The sequence below is a fragment of the Streptomyces sp. NPDC046939 genome (assembly GCF_040644575.1).
Lineage (GTDB): Bacteria > Actinomycetota > Actinomycetes > Streptomycetales > Streptomycetaceae > Streptomyces.
The window spans coordinates 22,775-40,005 of sequence record NZ_JBEYWV010000026.1 but is presented as its reverse complement, the minus strand read 5'-3'; the positions used below and the strand labels follow the sequence as shown (position 1 = coordinate 40,005).

Genomic DNA, 17,231 nt, shown 5'->3' with positions numbered 1-17,231 from the left:
GCGGGGCGGCAGCGGTTAGCCTGCGCGCATGATCCGAGCCGCAGCCCCCGCCGATGTGTCCGTCATCCACGCCATGGTGCGTGAACTCGCCGAGTACGAGCGCTGCCTCGACGAGGCGCAGGCCACCGAGGAGCAGCTGCGCGAGGCGCTGTTCGGGGAGCGCCCCGCCGCGTTCGCGCACATCGCCGAGGACGACGCGAGCGGGGAGCCGGTCGGGTTCGCGCTGTGGTTCCTGAACTTCTCCACCTGGCGCGGGGTGCACGGGATCTACCTGGAGGACCTGTACGTGCGTCCGCAGGCGCGGGGCGGCGGCCACGGGAAGGCGCTGCTCACCGAGTTGGCGCGGATCTGTGTGGAGCGTGGGTACGGGCGCCTGGAGTGGTCCGTCCTGAACTGGAACGAGCCGTCGATCAACTTCTACCGCGCGCTCGGGGCCCGGCCGCAGGACGAGTGGAGCGTGTACCGGCTGACCGGCGAGGCGCTGGACAAGCTCGGTTCGTAGCCCCTCGCGCGGGGGTTCCGAAGACAGCTCTCAGGGTTCGAGGACCACCTTGCCCGTCGTGCCGCGCGTCTCCAGGGCGTGGTGCGCGGCCGCCGCCCGGGCGAGCGGGAAGCGGTGGACGGCGGGCCTGAGGACGCCGCGGCCCGCGAGATCGAGGGCGGCGAGCTCCAGGGTGCGGATGGGGTTGTCGCCGCCCGCCTTGCGCATCATCGCCGGGCCGAGGACCTCCTCCTGCACGAGGCCGCGGCGGGCGCGTTCCGCCTCGTCGAGGAGGAGGGGGCCGCCGGTGTCGCCGATGCCCTGGGCGGACCAGCCGAAGATGACGTGGTGGCCACCGGGGCCGAGGAGGTCCAGGGCGGCGGTGGCGGTGGGGCCGCCCACGCCGTCGTAGAGGACGGTGGCCTCGCGGCCGAGGTGTACGAGGAAGTCGGCCGCCCGGGCGGTCCAGTCGGGGCGTGTGTAGTCGAGGGCGAGGTCGGCGCCGTTCTCCGCCACGAGCGCGGTCTTCGCGGGGCCGCCGGCCAGGCCGATGACCGTGCCGCCCGCGTGCTTCACGTACTGGACGAGGAGGGTGCCGATGCCGCCCGCCGCCGCGGGGACGATCGCGACCGTGTCGGGGGTGGTCTCGGTGAAGTTCAGGATGCCGAGGGCGGTACGGCCGGTGCCGATCATGGCGACGGCCCGGGCGGCGTCGAGTCCGGCCGGGACGTCGTGGAGGCGGTCGGCGTCCGTGACGGCCAGCTCGGCGTAGCCCCCGGGGGCGAAACCCAGATGGGCGACGACCTTCCGGCCCAGCCAGGACGGGTCGGTGTCCGGGCCCAGCGCCTCGACGGTGCCGGCGACCTCGCGGCCCGGGATGGTGGGCAGATCGGGGAGGCGGGGCAGCGGGCCTTGCACACCGCTGCGGATGGCGGTGTCCAGGAGGTGTACGCCGGCGGCCTCGACGGCGATACGGACCTGGCCGGGGCCGGGCTCGGGGTCGTCGGTCTTCTCGTAGGTCAGGTTCTCGGCCGGGCCGAAGGCGTGGAGGCGGATGGCGTGCACGGCTGCTCCCTTGGCGGGTTGCGGGGTGGGGCTGGGCGCCAGTCTTCGACCTCGACCGCGGTTGAGGTCAAGGGCGGTTGAGGTCAGGGCGGTGGGTGGACGGTGGCCGGGGGATGTCAGTGGGGGAGTGCAGCATGGGGGCATGGCAGTGGACAGGAGTGGCGGGGCGGCGGCGAAGGTGAAGAAGGCGCGGCGGGCGGAGGTGCGGTTGCCCCCGCTGGTGCCGTGGGAGGAGGGCGGGCGGCTGGAGCCGGACGGGGACTACGACGGGCTCGCGTTCGACGGGGCGGACTTCGCGGGGCAGGACGGGGCCGGGGCGCGCTTCATGGACTGCGCGGTCCGGGCCTGCGGCTTCGACGACGCGGGGTTGCGGCGGGCGCGGATCCTGGACTCGGTGCTGACCGGGATCAGAGGCGTCGGCACGGATCTCGCGGAGGCGACCCTGCGGGACGTGGAGGTGGCGGACGCGCGGCTCGGCGGGGTGCAGATGCACGGGGCCGTCCTGGAGCGGGTCGTCGTCAAGAGCGGGAAGATCGACTACCTGAACCTGCGCACGGCACGCCTCAAGGACGTCGTCTTCGACGGCTGCGTACTGGTGGAACCCGACTTCGGCGGCGCCCGCCTGGAGCGGGTCGAGTTCCCCGGGTGCGTCCTGAAAGGCGCGGACCTGACGGGCGCGACGCTGACGGACGTCGACCTGAGGGGCGCGGCCGAACTGGGCATCGCGCGGGGAGTCGACCGCCTGGGCGGCTCGGTGATCTCCCCACCCCAACTCTTCCACTTGGCCCCGGCGTTCGCGGCGCAGGTGGGGGTGCGGGTGGTGGGGTGACGGGTTCTCGGGCGGGGCGGGGGTGCTTCGGGTGGGGGTGCGGGTGATGGAGGCGGGCTCCCGGGCGGGCGGGGGCTGGGGTGGTCGCGCCCTGCCGGGCGGGGGCTGGCGTGGTTTCGACAGGTGGGGGAAGCGTGGCGGCCCAGCTCCGGGGCGGCGTGGGTGGTTGCGACGGTCGGGGCCGCGTCGGGTGGGTCGTGCCTGGTGGGGGCCTTTGGTCAGTCGGGGACCGGGACGCGGGGGAAGCGGGACTGGAGGGTCCAGATCGTTGGGTTGTCCGCCAGGGGCTCGTGCATGTCGGTCAGGTCGGCGATCAGGTCGTGGAGGAAGTCGCGGGCCTCGCGGCGCAGCTCCGTGTGGGAGAAGGTCAGCGGGGGTTCGTCGCCGGGCATCCAGTCGGCCTCCACGTCGACCCAGCCGAAGCGGCGCTCGAACAGCATGCGGTCCGTCGACTCCGTGAAGTCCAGCTCCGCGTACTGCGGGGTGGCGCTGCGGCTGCCGCGCGGGTCCCGGTCGAGCAGCTCCACGATGTCGCACAGCGCCCACGCGAAGTCGAGCACCGGCACCCATCCCCAGGCTGTGGACAACTCCCGGTCGGCCTTGGTGTCGGCCAGATACACGTCGCCGCAGAACAGGTCGTGGCGCAGCGCGTGGACGTCCGCGCGGCGGTAGTCCGTCTGCGGGGGGTCCGGGAAGCGGCGGGAGAGGGCGTAGCCGATGTCGAGCACGTAAGGGATGGTGTCACGCCCCGGGAGGCGCTCACGGCAGCAGGCGTTGTTCCTTCGCCACCGACACCGCGCCCGCCCGCGTGTCCACGCCGAGCTTGTCGTAGATGCGGCCCAGGTGGGTCTTGACCGTCGCCTCGCTGATGAAGAGGGCCTTGGCGATGTCACGGTTGCCGAGGCCGTGCGCCAACTGGGCGAGGATGTCGCGTTCGCGCTCCGTCAGAGTCGGGCGGGGCTTGCGCAGGTTGGCCATGACGCGGCTGGCGACGGGCGCGGAGAGGGTCGTACGGCCCTGGGCCGCCGCCTGGATCGCGGCGAACAGTTCCTCCGGGCGCTCCGCCTTCAGCAGGTAGCCCGTCGCGCCGGCCTCGATCGCGCGGGTGATGTCGGCGTCCGTGTCGTACGTGGTCAGGACCAGGACGTGCGGGGTGGGGCCCGGGCCCGCGGTGAGGCGGCGGGTCGTCTCGACGCCGTCGATGCCCGCGCCGAGCTGAAGGTCCATGAGCACGACGTCCGGGGCCAGTTTGGCGGCGAGCGCGAGCGCCTCCTCGCCGGTGCCCGCCTCGCCGACGACCTCGATGCCGTCCGCGCTGTCGAGGAGGGCGAGGAGTCCTGCGCGGACCACTGCGTGGTCGTCGCAGAGGATGAGGCGGGTCGGGGGCACGGGGCTCCTTGTTGTGAGGTCTGGGGGCTCGGGGCTGGGTGCGGGTGTCGCCGTCGCGTCGTGGGGGGCGGGTTGTTCGCGGGTGCGGGTGTCGTCGTGGCTGGTCGCGCAGTTCCCCGCGCCCCTGCGGGGCGCTGTTCTCCGCGGGCCCCTCACGATCTTCCTCCCGTCAGCGGGATCGATGTCGAGAGCACCGTGCCCTCGCCCGGGGTCGATTCGATCGTGACCGTGCCGCCCAGCTGGTGGGCGCGGGCGCGGATCGCCGGGAGGCCGTGGCCGCGTACCCCGGACGGCGCGTCGGGCGGGTCCGTCGGGACGAATCCGCGGCCGTCGTCGGCGATGTCCAGGACGACCTGGTCGTCGAGGAGGGTGAGGGTGAGCGCGGCGGTGGTCGCGCCGGAGTGTTCGCGTACGTTGGCGAGCGCGCCCTGGGCGATCCGCAGGAGCGCCGACTGGACGCGGTCGGGGAGGACGGGCCCGTTGGAGCCGCTCGCGGGGTCGATGGTCACCCGGACCGTCAGGCCGCCGCTCGATTCGCGCGCCGCCACGGCCCGCAGCGCCTCCTCCAGCCCGCGCGCAAGATCCGCGGGGGCGAGGTCGTGCACGAAGCGGCGCGCTTCGGTGAGGTTGTGCTCGGCGACGGACGCGGCGGTGCGGACGTGGGCGCGGGCCTTGGCCGGTTCGGTGTCCCAGACCCGTTCGGCGGCCTGCAACAGCATCTGCTGGCTGGAGAGCCCTTGCGCGAGGGTGTCGTGGATCTCCATGGACAGGCGCTGGCGTTCGGCGAGAGTGCCCTCGCGGCGTTCGGCGGCGGCGAGTTCGCGCCGGGTGCGGACGAGGTCGTCGATGAGGGCCCGCTGGCGTACGGCCTGCCGCTGCATCTGGAGGAAGACGGCGGTGGCGATGACGACGACGGCGGGCGGGCCGAGCACGAGGTCCGGGTCCCAGCGGCCGGCGAGCCGGAGTTGCGCCGCGATGACGAGCCCCGTCAGCAGCGCCACCAGGGCGAGCGCGGCGCGGGTGGGCAGCGTGCGCAGGCCGGTGTAGAAGAGCGGCACCGCGCACCAGGCGAAGCTCGGGGCGAGCGCGACGAGCACCACCCAGACGGCGACGACGAGCAGCAGCCACACCCGTCGCCCCGCTCTGGAGCGGGTGCGGGCGGCGAGCCCGGTGACGTACACGAGGGCGAGCAACCCGCACAGGGTGACGGCCCAGGGGGTGCGGTCGTCGCCGGGGTGGCGCAGGAGGAAGCGGGCGAGGGCGACGGCTAGGAGCAGGAAGAACGCGGCGTGCATGACGGCGGCCAGGCGCCGGGTGTCGGCCCGGTGGCTGCGGTCGAGGCCGTCGGTGCGCGGCCACGGCTTGTCGGGCACGGCCGCCTCCTTCTCCTGTCACGGCTCCGAACTGGGCAGACCCTTCCATTGTCGGGCGCCCGCGGCCCCCCGGGGTCAACCGATCGGATGACCCCGCTGTCGGCCGCCCGGCCCCGCACGAGCAACCAAAACACCGACGGCCCCGCCCCTGCCTCGGACCCAGTCTGGATACCAGCCGGACCAACCCCGTACCCCTCCCGGACCTCCCCCGGGACCTCCCCCGGGACATCCCTCCAAGACTCCAAGGAACCGCCATGAAGAAGCTCTCCCGCCGCTCCGCCCTCCTCACCGGCGGCGCCGTTCTCGTCGCCGTCGCCGCGGGTACGGCCGGTACCGTCAGCGCCAACGCCTCCGCCCCGGCGGTCCCGGCCGCCGCGCCCGCCGCCGCCTCGGCCGCGAAGGGTGGCGGCGCCACCATGTCGACGACGCATCTGACGCTGGCGTCCGCCACCAAGGCCGCGCAGGCCGCGCTCGATGCCGCGAAGAAGGAGAACCAGAAGGTCTCCGTCGCCGTCGTCGACCGGAACGGCAACACCGTCCTGACGTTGCGCGGCGACGGCGCGGGCCCGCAGGCGTACGAGGCGGCGGAGAAGAAGGCGTTCACCGCCGTCTCGTGGAACGCCCCGACGTCCGAGCTGGCCAAGCGTCTGGACAAGGCGCCGACCTTGAAGGACATCCCCGGCACGCTGTTCCTCGGCGGCGGCGCGCCCGTGGCGTCGCAGGGCGCCCCGATCGCGGGCATCGGGGTCGCCGGCGCCCCGTCGGGCGACCTGGACGAGAAGTTCGCGCAGGCCGGTGTGGACTCGCTCCACCTCCGCTGAGGCCGTGGCACGGGGGCGGCGGCCCGGACATAGAGGGGCAATAGGATCGCGTCGTGCGTCCTGACCAGCCCCGCCGCTCCGACCAGCCCCGCCGCCCCCAACATCCCCACCGTCCCGGCCGCTCCCCGTTCCTGGCAGCGCGCCCGGCACCGCTTACCGCCCTGCTCCTGGTGACGACCCTCACCGCCTGTTCCGGCGGCGTCCACGGCACCCCGGGCGCCGCCGGTCTCCGCGACCCGTACTTCCCCCGCCTCGGCAACGGCGGCTACGACGTCACGCACTACGCCCTCGACCTCGCCTACGACCCGGACACGCACCGCCTGACCGGCAGGGCCGACATCACCGCGACCGCGCGGCAGGCGCTCAGCGCGTTCGACCTGGACTTCAAGGGGCTGACGGTGGACGGCGTCACGGTCGACGGGGAGCGCGCGGCGGGCAGCCGGGTCGGGTACGAGCTGAAGGTGCGCCCGCGCGACGAACTGCGCGAGGGCGCCACGTTCCGCACCACCGTCCGCTACTCGGGCGAGCCGGTGACGATCACCGACCCGGACGGTTCGGAGGAGGGCTGGCTGCGCACCGCCGACGGCGCCCTCGCCCTCGGCGAACCGACCGGCTCCATGGCCTGGTTCCCCGGCAACCATCACCCGTCCGACAAGGCGACGTACGACATCACGGTCACCGTCCCCAAGGGGTTGAAGGCCGTCTCCAACGGCGAGCCGAAGCGGGAGCGGACCTCCGCCGACGGGCGGCGCACGACCTACGCCTGGCACGTCGCGCAGCCCATGGCGAGCTATTTGGCGACCGTGGCGATCGGCCGGTTCACGATGCGGACGTACACCACCCCCTCCGGGCTGCCCGTGCACACCGCCGTCGATCCGCACGAGGCGAAGGCGAGCGCCAAGGTCCTGGCGCGGCTGCCCGAGGTGATCGCGTGGGGGACGAGGACGTTCGGGGCGTACCCGTTCTCGTCCGCCGGCGCCGTCATCGACCGCGCGGGCGACGCCGGGTACGCGCTGGAGACCCAGAACCGGCCCGTCTTCCCCGGCGCCCCGGACCTCGGCACCTTCGTCCACGAGCTGGCCCACCAGTGGTACGGCGACTCCGTCTCGCCCGAGTCGTGGCGCGACATGTGGCTCAACGAGGGGTTCGCCACCTACGCGGAGTGGCTCTGGGACGAGGAGCACGGCGGGCCGACGGCCCAGGAGACCTTCGACGCGCTGTACGCACGCCCCCGGAGCGACACCGTCTGGTCCTTCCCGCCCGCCGACCCGCCCACCGCCGCGCAGATCTCGGACCCGCCCGTGTACCAGCGCGGCGCCATGGTCCTGCACAAGATCCGCCGGACTGTCGGCGACGCGAAGTTCCGCGCCCTGCTGCGCGGCTGGGCCGCCGCCCACAAGTACGGCAACGCCTCCACCGCCGACTTCACGGCGTACGTCGAGAAGGAGAACCCCGGCCGGGCGAAGGAGCTGGGGCGCGTCTGGGACGTGTGGCTGTACGGGGACGGCAAGCCGGGGCGGGGCTGAGGTCAGCGCGTGAGCGGTTTCCTCAGAACCCGGCACGGGCGGCCCTTCCGCAGGTCCGGGCGCCGGTCGAGCTCTACGTAGCCGAGCGCCCTCCAGAAGGCGAGCGCCTCGGGGTTGGTGTCGAGCACGGCGAGCCGTACGCCGGTCCGCCCGTCCGCCCGGAACCGGTCCTCGACGGCGGTCGCCAACTCCCGCCCGAGCCCCTGCCGTTGCCGGTCCGCCGTGATCATCAGCAGTCCGATCCACGGGTCCGGGTCGTCCCGCTCGGTGGCCTCGGGGTGGTGCGCGAGGGTGACGGCGAGGCCGACGAGGCGCCCGCCCACCCGCGCGAGCAGCACCTCGGCGCCCGGTACGGCCAGCTCGTCGGCGAGCGCGACGGCGACCTGCGCGTCGGTGATGGCGTCCGGGTCGGGGAAGTCACCGCTGAGGGCGAAGAACTCCCGGTTCGCGGCGTACACCTCGGTCACCTCGGTGAGCAGTTCGCCGGGCAGGGCGTGGTCGGGGCCGGGGTCGAGCGGTTCGAGGATCATGCGGTGAGCGTAGGGAGCGCCTTATTGCGTTGCGCGGGCGGCGCGCGGCCGCGCAGCATTTCGGCCATGACCTCGTACCGGTACGTTCCGCGTCCGCTGTCCGCTGTCGCCGTCGTGGCGCGGCGACAGCGGCGGGCCGCCCGGAGCCGGAGGCCGATCCCGCCCCTCGCGTGAGCGGGGCCCTGGTCGCGGGGGTGCTCGCCGGGTACGGCATCGCCGTCCCGGTCGGCGCCGTCGGGGCCTACCTCGTGTCGTTGACGGCCCGTACGAACCTGCGGACGGGTGTCTGCGCCGCGCTCGACGTCGCCACGGCGGACGGGCTGTACGCGCTGACCGCCGTCGCGGGCGGGGCCGCGCTCGCCCCGCTGATCGAGACCGTCCGCACCCCACTGCGCTGGGGCGCGGCGGCCGTCCTCCTCGCTCTGGCCGCGCACGGCGTCGTACGTGCGCTGTGTGCCGCACGACCCGCTCCGGAGCCGCGGCCTGCCGCCGCCCGGGCCTACTGGGGGCTCCTCGGCCTGACGCTGCTCAACCCCATGACCGTGATCTACTTCGCGGCGCTCGTCCTCGGCGGCGGCGACGCGGTCACCGGGGCCGGGCCGCGGATCGCCTTCGCCGTGGCCGCGTTCGCCGCGTCGGCGAGCTGGCAACTGCTGCTCGCGGGCGGCGGCGCGCTGCTCGGCCGCGCGCTGACCGGCGTACGGGGGCGGAGGGCGACGGGGCTGCTTTCGAGCGCGCTCATCGCGGGGCTGGCGGTGCGGCTGGTGCTGACGGGGTAGCGGGGGCGCCGCCGGAACGCGGGCGGCGGGCCCCCGGTGCACACACCCGAGGCCCGCCGCCCTTCACTTCCGCCTACCGTCAGACGTTGACGCCGAAGTCCTGCGCGATGCCCGTCAGGCCCGAGGCGTAGCCCTGGCCGACGGCGCGGAACTTCCACTCCGCCCCGTTCCGGTACAGCTCGCCGAAGACCATCGCCGTCTCCGTCGCCGCGTCCTCGGAGAGGTCGTAGCGGGCGATCTCGGCGCCGCCGGCCTGGTTGACGATGCGGATGTACGCGTTGCGCACCTGGCCGAAGTTCTGCGAGCGGTTCTCCGCGTCGTAGATCGAGACCGGGAAGACGATCTTGTCGACGTCGGCGGGGAGCGCCGCCAGGTTGACGTTGATCGCCTCGTCGTCGCCCGCGCCCTCGCCCGTGCGGTTGTCGCCGGTGTGCACGATGGACTGGTCCGGCGTCTGCTTGTTGTTGAAGAAGACGAAGTGGCCGTCCGAGTAGACCTTGCCCTGCGGGTTCACGGCGATCGCCGAGGCGTCAAGGTCGAAGTCGGTGCCCGTGGTGGTGCGGACGTCCCAGCCGAGGCCCACGGTGACGGCCGTCAGGCCCGGAGCCTCCTTGGTCAGCGAGACGTTGCCACCCTTGGACAGGCTTACAGCCATTGGGGGAGTCCTTCCCTCGTTTTCGATCCTGCGTACGTAGCCCGAAGCTACTCGTACCCCTATGAACGCGGGGCGGGGACCGGAGGTTCCAGCTCTCTTTACTTTCTTTACCCGGGTCTCGGTGCGGGCGAAAACCGGGTGACGCGGGCGGCGTCGGCGCGCGACCATGGACCCATGTCCGGTCCCTATCCCATCCGCGGCTCGGTCGTCCTCCCGGAGGCCGAGCTCCAGTGGCGTTTCTCGCGGTCGTCCGGGCCGGGCGGGCAGCACGTCAACACCAGCGACTCGCAGGTGGAGCTGCGGTTCGACCTGGCGGCGACCGAAGCGCTGCCCGAGGTGTGGAAGGCGCGGGCGCTCGAACGGCTGGCGTCGCGCCTCGTGGACGGGGTCGTGTCCGTACGGGCCTCCGAGCACCGGTCGCAGTGGCGCAACCGGGAAGCGGCGGCCGTGCGGCTTGCCGCGCTGCTGGCGGAGGCGAGTGCGCCGCCGCCGAAGCCGCGGCGGCCCACGCGGGTCCCTCGCGGGATCAACGAGCGCCGGTTGAGGGAGAAGAAGGCGCGGGCCGAGACCAAGCGGGGGCGGTCCGGGCGGGGCTGGTAGGCGGCTACGGGGGTGCGGCCTACCGGCTCCGCCGAACCCGGCCCCACTCCTGGCCGCCCGTGAAATGGCGCACGAAGTGTGCATTTCAGGGGCGCGGGGAACTGCGCGACCAGCCACGACGTACCCGCACCCAAGAACGACACGGACCTTGCGGCTAGCCCAGGGTGCGGTACTTGCCCCGGAAATAGAGCAGCGGGCCGCCGTCCGCGCTCGGGAGGGCCGCGCTCAGGACCCGGCCGATCACGAGCGTGTGGTCACCGGCGGGAACCAGTTGCTCCGTGCGGCATTCGAGCGTCGCCAGGGAACCCCCCACGAGCGGCGCCCCCGTGTGGGAGCCGCGCACGTAAGGGATGTCCTCGAACAGGAGCCGGTCGCTGATGCGGCCCTTCATGGCGAACCGGCCCGCGATGTGGCTCTGCTCCTCGGTGAGCAGGGACACGGCCCAGAGGGGCTGGTCGTCGAGGAGGTCGTCCATGCGGGAGCCGTTGCGGATGGAGACGAGGACGAGGGGCGGGTCGAGGGAGACGGACATGAACGCCGTGGCCGTCATCCCCGCGTCCTCCCCGGCGGGCCCGTCGGGGTCGAGCGGCGGCTCGTGCGCGGTCAGCAGGACGACCCCCGAGGCGAGACGGGACAGGGCGGCGCGGAAATCGTCGGTGCTCACGCCTTCAGCATGCACATCCGTGATCGGGGAAGTCTTCAACACGCTCCCGACGCTAGCCCGGCGCCCATGCGCCCCACATCGGACGGATGGCCGAGAATGGTCCTAGGTCCCGGGTCCGCCCCGGGTCCACCGTGCGGGCCGGGTGAGAAGTAAGCAAACTCACAGGGTTCCCCGAGGTAACCGCCTCAATCCCTAGGGAGGGCCTGTGACTTGAGTCACAGGAGGCATTAATTGTTGACCCTGTGTACCGAGTGGGCAGCTCGCTGTGATTCAGTGGCGTCGACACTGCGAGATGAACGTGCTCATGCACGTGCGCGTAGAGAGCCGATGAGAATTCTGGAGTGCTGTCGAGGTCTCGGGGAGAACTGAGCATGGAGACCGAGTCGGAGCCTTACGTCCGTCTTGCGACCCTGCATCAGTTGCACCAGGTGATGGCGGACATGAACACCGCCCGCAGTCTGGCCGACACCTTGCAGACGGTCGCCGACGGCATCGTGACCGGGCTCGGCTACGAGCTGGCGTGCGTGAACCTCGTACAGCCCGACGGCGACCTGGTCGTCGCCGCCCTCGCCGGGAACTCCGCCGCCGAGGCGCTGATCGCCGGCCGCGTCGGCTCCCGCGAGTCCTGGGACCGCCGCCTGAGCATGGGCGAGGCGTGGGGCACCCTGCGGTTCATCCCGTACACCGAGGGCTGGGTCCTCGACGACGACGACGTGCCGCAGTGGTTCACCGACGGCCCGCCGCCCCGCTTCGAGGACGAGTGGCACCCCTCGGACCGCCTCTTCGCGCCGATGTACGCGACGGGCGGCTCGGGCGACGAGCTGATCGGCGTGATCTCCGTGGACCGCCCGCGCAACGGCCGCAGGCCGGGCGCCTGGGGCCGCGAGGCGCTCCAGATGTACGCGTTCCAGGCCGCCATCGCGATCAGCAACGCCCGTCTGCGGGCCAACATGCAGCGCGCCCTGGTCCGCCTGGAGCGGGAGCAGCAGGCGCTGCGGGCCAGTGAGGAATCCTTCCGGCAGGCCTTCGAGTACGCGCCGTCCGGCATGGCCGTCGCCGAGATGGGCGGTGACCAGCACGGTCTGATCCTGCGGGTCAACGACGCGCTGTGCCGCCTGCTCGGCCGGCACTCCTCCGCGATGCGCCGCTACTCGTTCGCCGACCTCGTGCACCCGGAGGACATAGGCACGCTCCTGCGCACCTCGGCGGAGGGAGGGCGCGCCGAGCTGCGGCTCGCGCGGCGCGACGGGAGCTACGTCTGGGTCAGCCTGCGCAACTCGGTCGTCGCCGACGCCACCGACGGGCCCCGCTTCCTCCTCACGCACGTCGAGGACATCGAGGAGCGCAAGCGCCGCGAGCTGGCGCTCGCCCACCGCGCCTCGCACGACTCCCTGACCGGGTTGCCGAACTCGGCGGAGCTGCGCGCGCGGCTCTCCGCCCGGCTGTGCCAGCGCCCGCAGGACACCGGCAGGCCGAGCGCGATCGACTCGCTGGACGCCGCCTACGGCGATCACGGGCCGCACGGCCTCCACGGCCACGACTACGACTACGGGTCCGTCCCGGCCGTCCCCGCCGTCCCGCACCAGTCCGGGCTCTACGACGGGTTCGAGGGCGACCACCACGTGCACCTGACGTCGCCCGACGGGCCCGACGCCACCGGGACCGGCGTGGACGACGGCACGAAGGGGCTGGCCGTCCTCTTCTGCGACCTCGACGGCTTCAAGTCGATCAACGACCGGTTCGGGCACAACGCGGGGGACGCCGTCCTCATCGAGGTGGCCCGCAGGCTGACCAACGGCGTACGGGACGGGGACACGGTGGCCCGGCTCGGCGGCGACGAGTTCGTGGTCCTCGCCGACGGGCTCGGCGCGGCGGACGCGCAGGACCTCGCCGTCCGGCTGCGCAACGCGATCATCCCGCCGATCCGCGTGGACGGCCGGGCAGTGCGCGTGGGGGCGAGCTTCGGCATCGGCTGGGCGCAGTGCGGCATGACGGCCGAGGACGTCCTCAGCTCGGCCGACCAGCGCATGTACGTGGAGAAAAGATCACGTGCCAAACAGCACCGGCGGGCGGGCTGACCGGTCTGACCGGGGAGAACGGCTGATTTCGCAGGTTTCAGTGAGGTCAAGGCCACGCCGTGGGGGGTCCGGCAGCGGGTACGCTCGCCGGGTAGGCAAACGCGTGAGGAGTGATCAGGGATGGCGCCCGGCAACAACGGCGCGAGCACCACGCCCGAGGACGACGACCCGTTCGGCTATCTGTACGCCGACGGACAGGCGGCCGGGGCGACCCCGCCCAGCGGTGGGGGCGGTTACGGCTACCCGCACACCCGCTCCTCGCACCACCACGTCCGCGCGGTCGGCGAGCGCCAGTACGGGCAGCAGCAGGTGCCGCAGCACCAGCAGCAGACCGCCGCGTACCAGCAGCCGAACGCCTACAACCAGCCGAACGCCTACTACCAGGCGCCCGAGACGCTGCCCGGCGGCGCGCCCGCGCGGCCCGCTCCGCCGCAGACCTCGCGCGGCGGTGGCGGCCGGGGCCGTGGGCCGAACACGAAGGCGCTGCTTATCGGCGCGGTCGCCGTGGTGGCGGCCGTGGTGATCGGCATCAGCGTCGCCATGATGAGCAACGGCACGGACGACGACAAGGGCAAGAACGACGCGGGCAGCACCCCGACGGCGGACTCGCAGTCGGTGGAGCCCAGCGCGACGCCGTCGCAGTCGGCCACGGCCGAGGCGCCCGCCGCCCTGCCGAAGACCGACGCGAAGGCGCTGAAGCTGGACGGCGGCACGGTCGTGGCGTCCGACGTGAAGGGCGCGAAGGCGGCCGGCGGGGTCTATGTCGCGGGGTTCAACAAGGTCGGCGCGAGCCTGACCTGGACCGTCAACGACATCCCGAAGGACGGCCAGTACCGGCTGTACGTGAACTACGGCGTGCCCGGCAAGGACTCCGACGCCACGATCAATGTGAACGGCACGAAGCAGACCCGGCCGCTCAACATGACGAACTTCGCCCACGCCAAGGAAGGCGACTGGGAGAAGGGCTGGACCAACACCTGGGCGATAGTCCAGCTCACGAAGGGGACGAACGCGATCACCGTCTCCTGCGAAGCGGGCAACACGTGTGACGCCAACATCGATCAGATGTGGCTCACGACCAACCCTCCCAGCTGAGTTCCTCGTGACGGATCAGGCCGCGCTGACCTGGTCCGTCACCCGTACCTCGCCCACCAGCTTCTCGTAGGTCGGGGCGTCGAACTCGCCCGCGACCGGCGCCACCACCGTCGCCGCCGACAGCGCCACCGCGCGGGCCAGGCGCTGCGGCCACGGCAGGTGCTCCACGCAGCCGGAGATCAGGCCCGCGACCGCCGAGTCGCCCGCGCCCGTCGGATTGCCGCTGAGCCGGTCCGGTGCGGGCGCCTGCCAGGCGCCTTCGGGGGTGAGCGCCCGCAGCCCCTCCGCGCCGAGCGAGGCGACGACGGCGTGCGCGCCGCGCCTGCGGGCGTCCTTCATGGCCTGCGCCGGTTCGTGCGAGCCGGTGAGTTCGGCCAGCTCGTCCGCGTTCGGCTTGACGATGTCGGGGCGGGCCGCGATGCCGCGCCGCAGGGGTTCGCCGCTGGTGTCCAGGAGGACGGGCACGGCGGCGGTCCGCGCCGCGCGGACCAGGGTCGCGTAGGCGTTGACGGGGACGCCGGGCGGCAGGCTGCCGCACAGGGCGACCGCCGATGCGGAGCGGAGCAGATCCTCGTACGCCTCCTGGAAGGCGGTCCACTCGGCGGGGGAGATCAGCGGGCCCGGCTCGTTGAGCTGGGTGGTGTCGCCGCTCGCCGCGTCGACCACGGCGATCGTGCGGCGGGTCGGACCGCTGACGGGGACCAGGGCGTCGGAGATCCGGTCCGCGCCCCGGAGCTGGTCCTGGAGGGTGCGTCCCGTGGCGCCCCCGACGAAGCCCGTGACCGTCACCTCGTGGCCGAGGGCGGCGAGCACCCGCGCCACGTTGAGCCCCTTGCCGCCGGGCCGTTCGGTGACCTCGCGGACGCGGTGCGAGGCGTGCGGGCGCAGGGCGTCGACCCGGTAGGTGATGTCGAGCGCGGTGTTCAAGGTGACTGTGAGGATCACAGGACCTCACCCCCCGATGGAGACGCGGTTCGGGCGCGACAGGGACGCGTACGTACGGTGTCGCTTTCAGTTACGGGGGTTGATCATGCCAAAGTCAAGGCGGTTGGCCCAGTCCGTGGGCCAACCGCCCGCACAGTCAGCCGAGTTGGGGCTCCACCAGCCACTCGCCCTTGCGCATGACGCCCTTGAGGTCGAAGGCGTCGTCCAGGACGACGAGGTCGGCGTCCTTGCCGGGCTCCAGGGAGCCCACCTTGTCGTCGATGCCGAGCAGGCGGGCCGGGTTGGCCGAAAGGGCGCGGACGGCGTCCTCGACGGTGAGCGCGTCGACGGTCACCGCGCGCTTGAACGCGCGGTCCAGGGTCAGTGTGGAGCCCGCGATGGAGCCGCCCTCGACGAGCCGCGCCACGCTGTCCTTCACCTCGACCTCCATCGGGCCGAGCATGTAGCGGCCGTCGCCGAAGCCCGCAGCGTCCATGGCGTCGGTGATGAACGCGACGCGCTCGCCGCCCTTGTGGTGGAAGGCCAGTTCGAGCGCGGCCGGGTGCAGATGCGTGCCGTCGTTGATCAGCTCGACGGTGATCCGCTCGTCCTCCAGGAGCGCGGCGATCGGGCCGGGGGCGCGGTGGCCGAGGGCGGGCATCGCGTTGAACAGGTGCGTGGCGACGGTGGCGCCCGCGTCGATGGCCTCCACCGTCTGCTCGTACGTGGCGTCGGTGTGGCCGATCGCGGCGATCACGCCCTGTTCGGCCAGGAGGCGTACGGAGTCGATGCCGCCGGGCAGCTCGGTGGCGAGGGTGACCATCCTGGCCGTGCCGCGGGCGGCGTCGATCAGCTTGCGGACCTCGGCCGGGTCGGGGTCGCGAAGGAGCGTCTCGTCGTGGGCGCCCTTGCGGCACGGCGAGATGAACGGGCCCTCGAAGTGGATGCCCGCGATCTCGCCCTGCTCGGCCAGTTCGGAGAGCAGGCCCGCGCGCTGGACGAGGAAGTCGCTCTCGCCGGTCACGAACGAGGTGACGACCGTCGTCGTGCCGTGCAGGCGGTGGGTGTGGATGCCCTTGAGGATCTCCTCGACCGTGCCGGAGGTGAAGGAGGCGCCGCCACCGCCGTGGTTGTGCATGTCGACGAAGCCGGGCACCACCCAGTGGCCGGAGAGATCGACGTGCTCGGCGTCACCGGGAGCTCCCCCGAGCTCTCGGCCTCGCTCGGGCAGGGAGGTACCCCCGTCCGCGAGCTTCGTGCCGTCGACGATGACGCGTCCGTCGGTGACGGTCCCGGTGGGCAGTACCACCCGGGCACCGGCGAGCACCTTTGCTGTGGCCATCAGGCGGTTACCTCCGCGCTATCGGTGGATGGGTTCTGGAGCAGGTCCCAGGCGAGCAGACCCGCGCCCAGGCAGCCGGCGGTGTCCCCGAGGACGGCCGGGACGATCTCGGGCAGGGCCTGGAACGTGACGCGCTCCGCGACCGCCGCCCGCAGGGGCGTGAACAACGTTTCCCCGGCCTCGGCCAGACCGCCACCGATGATCATGGTGCGGGGGTCCAGGAGAGTGAGCGCCATGACGAGCCCGTCCGCGAGCGCGTCCACGGCGTCCTGCCACACCTTGGCGGCCAGCGGGTCACCGGCGTCGACGGCCCGCGCGCAGTCCGCCGCCGTGGCCTCCTCGTCGCCGCTCGCCGCCTGCCAGGCCAGGGTCACGGCGGACGCGGAGGCGTACCGCTCCAGACAGCCGCGCTGACCGCAGCCGCACGGCACACCGCCCGGCCGCACCACGACATGGCCGATCTCCCCGGCCGAACCGTGCGCGCCCGGCTCGATCCGGCCCTCGATGCCGATGGCCCCGGCGATCCCCGTGCCGAGCGGCATGAACAGGAACCGGTCGGCGTCCTTGCCCGCGCCGAGCCGGCCCTCGCCGAGCCCGCCGGTGCGCACGTCATGGCCGAGGGCGACGGGGAGGGCGCCGAGCCGCTCGCTCAGCAGCGCCCGCATCGGCACGTCCCGCCAGCCGAGATTGGCGGCGAACACCGCGATGCCGTCCCTTTCGTCGACGACACCCGGCACGGCGACACCGGCGGCAAGGGCGGGCGCGCCGAAGTGCTTCTCCCCGTACGCGCGCAGGTCGGCGGCGAAGCCCAGTATCGACTCGACCACCGCGTCCGGGCCGCGCTCGCGCATGGTCGCCCGGCGCGCCTGGTGCAGCAGCGCGCCGTCCGCCCCGACCAGGGCGGCTTTCATCCCGGTGCCGCCCACGTCCAGGGCGATGACATGTTCCACGGGGCACAGTGTCGCGCGAACACCCTTGAGAGGTCTAGTCCATTCGCACGATCTTGCGCGCGGACGGCCCTGTTTTCCGACCGGGCCGCAGGGTGGTGTAGACCTTAGGTCCGCCTCCGGGTGATCCCCG

Annotated in this window: 18 protein-coding genes; 8 read left to right on the top strand and 10 right to left on the bottom strand. The window is 73.0% G+C overall.

Annotation, left to right across the window (positions count from 1 at the left end; translation table 11 throughout):
- Positions 1–28: 28 nt before the first annotated feature.
- Complete coding sequence (locus ABZ877_RS26455; RefSeq protein ID WP_361075404.1) at positions 29–502, top strand: GNAT family N-acetyltransferase; 474 nt, start codon at positions 29–31, stop codon at positions 500–502.
- Between the two features lie 30 nt (positions 503–532).
- On the opposite strand, the gene ABZ877_RS26450 is transcribed toward ABZ877_RS26455, so the two are convergent.
- On the bottom strand, positions 533–1,546 hold the full coding sequence (locus ABZ877_RS26450) for a zinc-binding dehydrogenase (RefSeq protein WP_361075402.1): 1,014 nt from the start codon (positions 1,544–1,546) through the stop codon (positions 533–535).
- A 142-nt stretch (positions 1,547–1,688) separates the two neighbouring features.
- On the opposite strand from ABZ877_RS26450, the gene ABZ877_RS26445 reads away from it, so the two are divergent.
- Positions 1,689–2,375: a pentapeptide repeat-containing protein gene (locus tag ABZ877_RS26445; RefSeq protein WP_361075400.1), complete on the top strand. Its 687-nt coding sequence runs from the start codon at positions 1,689–1,691 to the stop codon at positions 2,373–2,375.
- Positions 2,376–2,593: 218 nt separating this feature from the next.
- Here the strand turns inward: ABZ877_RS26445 and ABZ877_RS26440 are convergent, their stop codons facing one another.
- The 3 genes from ABZ877_RS26440 to ABZ877_RS26430 form a co-directional block, all read right to left on the bottom strand.
- The gene (locus ABZ877_RS26440; RefSeq protein ID WP_361075398.1) at positions 2,594–3,103 is read right to left on the bottom strand and encodes a hypothetical protein; all 510 of its coding nucleotides are present in this window, start codon (positions 3,101–3,103) and stop codon (positions 2,594–2,596) included.
- Positions 3,104–3,134: 31 nt separating this feature from the next.
- On the bottom strand, positions 3,135–3,764 hold the full coding sequence (locus ABZ877_RS26435) for a response regulator transcription factor (protein ID WP_361075396.1): 630 nt from the start codon (positions 3,762–3,764) through the stop codon (positions 3,135–3,137).
- A gap of 152 nt (positions 3,765–3,916) precedes the next feature.
- The gene (locus ABZ877_RS26430; protein ID WP_361075594.1) at positions 3,917–5,059 is read right to left on the bottom strand and encodes a sensor histidine kinase; all 1,143 of its coding nucleotides are present in this window, start codon (positions 5,057–5,059) and stop codon (positions 3,917–3,919) included.
- Positions 5,060–5,391: 332 nt separating this feature from the next.
- Between ABZ877_RS26430 and ABZ877_RS26425 the strand changes: the two genes are divergently transcribed.
- On the top strand, positions 5,392–5,958 hold the full coding sequence (locus tag ABZ877_RS26425) for a heme-binding protein (protein WP_361075394.1): 567 nt from the start codon (positions 5,392–5,394) through the stop codon (positions 5,956–5,958).
- 161 nt (positions 5,959–6,119) lie between these two features.
- Positions 6,120–7,484, top strand: coding sequence for a M1 family metallopeptidase (locus ABZ877_RS26420; protein ID WP_361075591.1), 1,365 nt, complete (start codon positions 6,120–6,122; stop codon positions 7,482–7,484).
- A 2-nt stretch (positions 7,485–7,486) separates the two neighbouring features.
- On the opposite strand, the gene ABZ877_RS26415 is transcribed toward ABZ877_RS26420, so the two are convergent.
- Positions 7,487–8,014, bottom strand: coding sequence for a GNAT family N-acetyltransferase (locus ABZ877_RS26415; RefSeq protein WP_361075392.1), 528 nt, complete (start codon positions 8,012–8,014; stop codon positions 7,487–7,489).
- 170 nt (positions 8,015–8,184) lie between these two features.
- Between ABZ877_RS26415 and ABZ877_RS26410 the strand changes: the two genes are divergently transcribed.
- Positions 8,185–8,793, top strand: a complete 609-nt coding sequence (locus tag ABZ877_RS26410; protein WP_361075390.1) for a LysE family transporter — start codon at positions 8,185–8,187, stop codon at positions 8,791–8,793.
- Between the two features lie 79 nt (positions 8,794–8,872).
- Here the strand turns inward: ABZ877_RS26410 and ABZ877_RS26405 are convergent, their stop codons facing one another.
- A complete protein-coding gene (locus tag ABZ877_RS26405) occupies positions 8,873–9,448 on the bottom strand; it encodes a TerD family protein (RefSeq protein WP_361075388.1) in 576 nt (191 codons plus the stop codon).
- 174 nt (positions 9,449–9,622) lie between these two features.
- On the opposite strand from ABZ877_RS26405, the gene arfB reads away from it, so the two are divergent.
- The gene (gene arfB, locus ABZ877_RS26400; RefSeq protein ID WP_361075386.1) at positions 9,623–10,048 is read left to right on the top strand and encodes an alternative ribosome rescue aminoacyl-tRNA hydrolase ArfB; all 426 of its coding nucleotides are present in this window, start codon (positions 9,623–9,625) and stop codon (positions 10,046–10,048) included.
- Between the two features lie 154 nt (positions 10,049–10,202).
- Here arfB and ABZ877_RS26395 read toward each other — a convergent pair whose 3' ends face one another.
- On the bottom strand, positions 10,203–10,754 hold the full coding sequence (locus tag ABZ877_RS26395) for a flavin reductase family protein (protein WP_361075384.1): 552 nt from the start codon (positions 10,752–10,754) through the stop codon (positions 10,203–10,205).
- Positions 10,755–11,083: 329 nt separating this feature from the next.
- On the opposite strand from ABZ877_RS26395, the gene cdgB reads away from it, so the two are divergent.
- Positions 11,084–12,790, top strand: coding sequence for a diguanylate cyclase CdgB (gene cdgB / locus ABZ877_RS26390; RefSeq protein ID WP_361075382.1), 1,707 nt, complete (start codon positions 11,084–11,086; stop codon positions 12,788–12,790).
- A gap of 120 nt (positions 12,791–12,910) precedes the next feature.
- The gene (locus ABZ877_RS26385; RefSeq protein WP_361075380.1) at positions 12,911–13,885 is read left to right on the top strand and encodes a carbohydrate-binding protein; all 975 of its coding nucleotides are present in this window, start codon (positions 12,911–12,913) and stop codon (positions 13,883–13,885) included.
- Positions 13,886–13,900: 15 nt separating this feature from the next.
- Here ABZ877_RS26385 and ABZ877_RS26380 read toward each other — a convergent pair whose 3' ends face one another.
- From ABZ877_RS26380 to ABZ877_RS26370, 3 genes are all read right to left on the bottom strand, one after another.
- Positions 13,901–14,830 (bottom strand): 1-phosphofructokinase family hexose kinase, encoded by a 930-nt coding sequence (locus ABZ877_RS26380; RefSeq protein ID WP_361075379.1) that lies wholly within the window; start codon positions 14,828–14,830, stop codon positions 13,901–13,903.
- Positions 14,831–14,966: 136 nt separating this feature from the next.
- On the bottom strand, positions 14,967–16,151 hold the full coding sequence (nagA, locus tag ABZ877_RS26375) for an N-acetylglucosamine-6-phosphate deacetylase (RefSeq protein ID WP_361075377.1): 1,185 nt from the start codon (positions 16,149–16,151) through the stop codon (positions 14,967–14,969).
- Positions 16,151–17,101 carry an ROK family protein gene (locus ABZ877_RS26370; RefSeq protein ID WP_361075375.1) on the bottom strand — a complete coding sequence of 317 codons (951 nt, stop codon included), beginning with the start codon at positions 17,099–17,101 and terminating at the stop codon, positions 16,151–16,153. The genes nagA and ABZ877_RS26370 overlap by 1 nt, the downstream gene beginning before the upstream one ends.
- Between the last annotated feature and the right edge of the window lie 130 nt (positions 17,102–17,231).

What these genes read in the sequence shown, in the direction of transcription:
- ABZ877_RS26455 (WP_361075404.1), top strand. Translation starts at nt 29, where the DNA reads ATGATCCGAGCCGCAGCCCCCGCCGATGTGTCCGTCATCCACGCCATG.
- ABZ877_RS26445 (WP_361075400.1), top strand. Translation starts at nt 1,689, where the DNA reads ATGGCAGTGGACAGGAGTGGCGGGGCGGCGGCGAAGGTGAAGAAGGCG.
- ABZ877_RS26430 (WP_361075594.1), bottom strand. Translation starts at nt 5,059, where the DNA reads ATGCACGCCGCGTTCTTCCTGCTCCTAGCCGTCGCCCTCGCCCGCTTC.
- ABZ877_RS26425 (WP_361075394.1), top strand. Translation starts at nt 5,392, where the DNA reads ATGAAGAAGCTCTCCCGCCGCTCCGCCCTCCTCACCGGCGGCGCCGTT.
- ABZ877_RS26415 (WP_361075392.1), bottom strand. Translation starts at nt 8,014, where the DNA reads ATGATCCTCGAACCGCTCGACCCCGGCCCCGACCACGCCCTGCCCGGC.
- ABZ877_RS26405 (WP_361075388.1), bottom strand. Translation starts at nt 9,448, where the DNA reads ATGGCTGTAAGCCTGTCCAAGGGTGGCAACGTCTCGCTGACCAAGGAG.
- arfB (WP_361075386.1), top strand. Translation starts at nt 9,623, where the DNA reads ATGTCCGGTCCCTATCCCATCCGCGGCTCGGTCGTCCTCCCGGAGGCC.
- cdgB (WP_361075382.1), top strand. Translation starts at nt 11,084, where the DNA reads ATGGAGACCGAGTCGGAGCCTTACGTCCGTCTTGCGACCCTGCATCAG.
- ABZ877_RS26385 (WP_361075380.1), top strand. Translation starts at nt 12,911, where the DNA reads ATGGCGCCCGGCAACAACGGCGCGAGCACCACGCCCGAGGACGACGAC.
- nagA (WP_361075377.1), bottom strand. Translation starts at nt 16,151, where the DNA reads ATGGCCACAGCAAAGGTGCTCGCCGGTGCCCGGGTGGTACTGCCCACC.